A 3,845-nucleotide genomic window follows, 5' to 3' on the forward strand; every position below is an offset into this window, starting at 1 on the left:
CTCTTGCCGCAGCCAAATGGCAGAAGGATGGGCAAAAAAATATCTTGGCGACGAGTGGGAAGTGTACAGCGCCGGTATTGAAGCGCATGGACTAAATCCAAACGCGGTAAAAGTCATGAAAGAAGTAGGAATTGATATTTCGAACCAGACATCGGATATCATTGATCCGGAAATTTTAAATAAAGCGGATTTGGTAGTAACATTATGTGGTCATGCAGCGGACCATTGTCCAGTAACCCCACCAAATGTGAAACGTGTTCATTGGGGATTTGATGATCCGGCAAAGGCGGAAGGAACGGAGGAGGAAAAATTAGCTGTATTCCGTCGTGTTCGCGATGAAATCGGCGCGCGCATCAAAAAATTTGCTGAAACAGGCGAATAAGACTAAATGACAGCCGAGAAGAATCTTCTCGGCTGATTTTACAGGAGGGGAAATCATGATAAAAATTGGTGAAATTTTATTCTATTTTCTAAATTAAAAAGTTGCAATATGCAAATAATGTGATATAAATAATTATAGAGGTGAAAAAATGGAAAACATTAGAGAGTTGTTTCAAGTGATGACACGTCGTTTTGGATTGCTAAATAAAAATTGCTGTTCGATTGATGATGTAGATATTTCTCTCGTTCAAAGCCATATTCTTTATGAAATTGACAAAAGAGAACATCCCTCCATGCAACAAGTGGCTGAAGCATTAGGAATGGATATTACCACGTTCAGCAGACAGATTCAAAATTTAGTGAAAAAGGGATTAGTAAAAAAAACGCCGCTTCCTGAAGATCGAAGAGTATACACGTTATCGTTAACCACCGAAGGAAAGTTTATCGCAACAACCATTGATCGAGAAATAAATCGATATCTAGAAGAAGTGTTTTCACATATGACGGAATTTGAGAAAGAAACCGTGATTCGTTCGATTAAATTGTTGAATGAGTGTATGGCAAAATCAAGTGTATGTTGTAAACCGTTATTTTGAGGCAAGTATATCTAGGCTTGCCTGTTTGTTAAACATATAGTTGTAATTTGCAAATAAAATAAGGAGAGATAATCAATGAGCATAGCGATTTTTCAAGACTTTCTCTTATATTGCGTTAGAATTAACTCTTTTGTTTTTGGCTATTTCGTTCGTCATTCACTTTTCAGTAAGGATATATTCCTTATGATAAAATGCAAAGTTTGTTAACAAAGCGCCATCCGTTATTCGGAGCATTGGTTGCTGTCGCGTTTGCGTTTTGCTCATGTTCTACGATCCCAGTTGTCGTATCGCTTTTAAACCAGAAGGTCCGTTTCGGTATTGTGATGATTTTTCTCTTTGATTCTCCTGTGCTCGATCCAATCATATTGACACTCATGGCTGCGACACTCGGAGTAAAAAAAGGAGAAGTAGAGATCGGAAAGAAACGAAACATGAGAGAAGCTTTACAGGAGACCTTTCACTTAATAAAAACGGTTTATCCATATTTGCTTTTGGGTGCAGGCATTGAAGCCATTATTCATGGTGCTGTACTGACAGAATGGATTTCAACCTATATGGGGGGTGATAAGTGGTGGCTTGTTCCACTTGCAGCAATCATCGGAATTCCTTTGTATATCCGCCTTTTCACGATGATTCCCATTTCACAAATGTTGATTGCAAAAGGCATGGCATTAGGACCTGTTATGGCGCCGATGGTTAGCTCAGCAGGGGCAAGCTTACCGGAGATCACATGATTACACAGTATCTTTAGAAAGAAGCTGGTCTTTGCGTTTGTAGGTTCTGTCATGACGATGGCAACGTTATCAGGATTTTTATTCTATATCATTTAAGGAGTGATAACTTATGAATCACGTTAATAACGATCAAATCCGGCAAAATGTCCGCAGCCGCTATAAGCAAATTGCGCTGCAGGAAGTAAATTCTAGAAGCTGTTGTTCAGACTCTTCCGGATGTTGTGGTACACCTAATGAGGTATCAGCAAAACTAGGATACTCGGATGAGGAATTATCTGCCGTGCCAGAAGGAGCTAATCTTGGACTTGGTTGCGGCAACCCGCTAGCAATTGCGGAATTGAACCCCGGAGATGTGGTGTTGGATCTTGGTTGTGGTGCCGGTTTCGATTGCTTTTTGGCTGCTCGTCAGGTCGGAGAAACCGGGCGCGTCATTGGTGTGGATATGACACCAGAAATGATCAGCAAAGCACGCAACAATGCTGCCAAGGGTGGCTTTNCCAATACTGAATTTCGGTTAGGAGAAATCGAATATTTACCGGTGGCAGATGGTTCGGTGGATGTCATTATTTCCAATTGCGTCATTAATCTTTCTCCAGATAAGCCCCAGGTGTTCAAGGAAGCCTATCGTGTGCTGAAACCAGGAGGGCGCCTTGTCATTTCCGACGTTGTGGCGACGGCAGAACTTCCATCGGAAATCAAAAACAATATGGATGTCTTGTATTCGGGCTGCGTATCAGGAGCAGCATCGATTGGTGAACTGGAATCCATGTTACAACAGAGTGGATTCACACAGATCACCATTGAACCAAAAGATGAATCGAAGGAGTTTATCAAAGATTGGGTGCCTGGAGCGAACATCGAGGATTACATTGTTTCTGCGATCATTAAAGCAATGAAACCTTAAAAAATGTGGTGTAACAGATCGGAACTCGTTGGGGAAGAAAAGCGTGAGTGTTGCTAATGTTACATGGAAAAGGCATTAGGCGATTCCTAGTGCCTTTTCTGTATGAAAATAAGGAGGGATTTTTCATATGAACATTCGTAGCTTTCGCAAAGAGGATTGGATGCAAGTGAAGGAAATTTACGAGCAAGGAATTGCGACAGGACAAGCAACGTTTGAAACGACAGCACCATCGTTTGAAAAATGGGAATCGACCATTGCCGCAAATTTATGTTTGGTCGCTGAAAACGAAGAAGGCATTCAAGGCTGGTGTAAGATAAGTAAAGTATCGGATCGCTGCGTGTATGAAGGGGTGGGAGAGGTGAGTGTGTATGTTCGAGATGTGAGTCGGGGAAAAGGAGTGGGAAAAAAACTTCTACAAGCTATGATCAAAGAATCCGAGGCAAAAGGATTTTGGACATTAACAGCAGGGATTTTCCCTGAAAACATACCAAGTTTACGTTTACATCAAAGTGTTGGATTTCGTGAAGTTGGTATCCGACAACGTATAGGAAAGTTAAATGGGGTATGGCGTGATGTGGTATTGCTTGAGCGTCGCAGTCCAGTTGTAGGTATAGACTGATTATGAATTTTATATTATGTAATCACTTTGTATATATAAAAGTGGCAGATTATTCTCGGATTCATAGCGAACCAAAATAAATCTGCCACTAGAGTTAGATCCAAATACAATTGTGTTATTTCCATATACCATTCTGTCAATGTACAGCCCCTCGTTGTGGGTTATGTCCTCCTCTGCAAAAAACAGTATATTTTGTTAATTGTATTTACCCGTGGTGCTAGTTGATTATCTAGCACCACGGGTTTGTATTTAACTTTTTCCAAGGCTCTTTTGTTATTGGATGAAACGAAGATCATGAATTAAAAAATCTTTTTTTATCGGACAGCTAGGAGTGTAAAGACATTCAGCTAACGATTGTTGTTGGAGTTTGTTTGCCATTGCTCCTTTAAAGAAGGCAATGGCTTTTTTATCATTTGTTATTAATTTTAAATGTTCATTGTTTTTTCCGAATACTTGGAATTGCTTGATTACCAGCGGTGAGCAATAAAACAACGGCTTTGGAAATGACATTCCGAATGGTTCTAAAACGCCTAAGTCATCAAAAATATGCATAGGGAACTGATGTAAGGGAATTGTACTAATATATTTTAATTTTGGAGTTAGTGGCGGTT

General features: G+C 40.2%; 4 protein-coding genes and 3 pseudogenes. 6 read left to right on the plus strand and 1 reads right to left on the minus strand.

From position 1 onward, the window contains the following. The 6 genes and pseudogenes from arsC to VU18_RS02435 all read left to right on the plus strand — a co-directional run. Nucleotides 1–382: arsenate reductase (thioredoxin) (gene arsC, locus VU18_RS02415; RefSeq protein ID WP_082218519.1), on the plus strand; the 382-nt coding region annotated here is incomplete at its 5' end. 148 nt (nucleotides 383–530) lie between these two features. Then, nucleotides 531–977, plus strand: a complete 447-nt coding sequence (locus tag VU18_RS02420; protein ID WP_011230094.1) for a MarR family winged helix-turn-helix transcriptional regulator — start codon at nucleotides 531–533, stop codon at nucleotides 975–977. A 109-nt stretch (nucleotides 978–1,086) separates the two neighbouring features. Next, nucleotides 1,087–1,807 (plus strand): annotated as a pseudogene (locus VU18_RS02425) (permease). Nucleotides 1,808–1,820: 13 nt separating this feature from the next. Next, on the plus strand, nucleotides 1,821–2,207 hold a 387-nt coding region (locus tag VU18_RS18860), incomplete at its 3' end, for a methyltransferase domain-containing protein (RefSeq protein ID WP_236687254.1). 1 nt (nucleotide 2,208) lies between these two features. Continuing rightward, nucleotides 2,209–2,615, plus strand: a pseudogene (locus VU18_RS18865) (methyltransferase domain-containing protein); the annotation flags it as partial. 127 nt (nucleotides 2,616–2,742) lie between these two features. Then, a complete protein-coding gene (locus VU18_RS02435) occupies nucleotides 2,743–3,234 on the plus strand; it encodes a GNAT family N-acetyltransferase (RefSeq protein ID WP_011230097.1) in 492 nt (163 codons plus the stop codon). Nucleotides 3,235–3,507: 273 nt separating this feature from the next. On the opposite strand, the pseudogene VU18_RS18870 reads toward VU18_RS02435, so the two are convergent. Next, a pseudogene (locus VU18_RS18870) lies at nucleotides 3,508–3,845 on the minus strand (single-stranded-DNA-specific exonuclease RecJ); the annotation flags it as partial.

The sequence above is a fragment of the Geobacillus sp. ZGt-1 genome, assembly GCF_001026865.1.
GTDB lineage: Bacteria > Bacillota > Bacilli > Bacillales > Anoxybacillaceae > Geobacillus > Geobacillus thermoleovorans.

What these genes read in the sequence shown, in the direction of transcription:
- VU18_RS02420 (WP_011230094.1), top strand. Translation starts at nt 531, where the DNA reads ATGGAAAACATTAGAGAGTTGTTTCAAGTGATGACACGTCGTTTTGGA.
- VU18_RS02435 (WP_011230097.1), top strand. Translation starts at nt 2,743, where the DNA reads ATGAACATTCGTAGCTTTCGCAAAGAGGATTGGATGCAAGTGAAGGAA.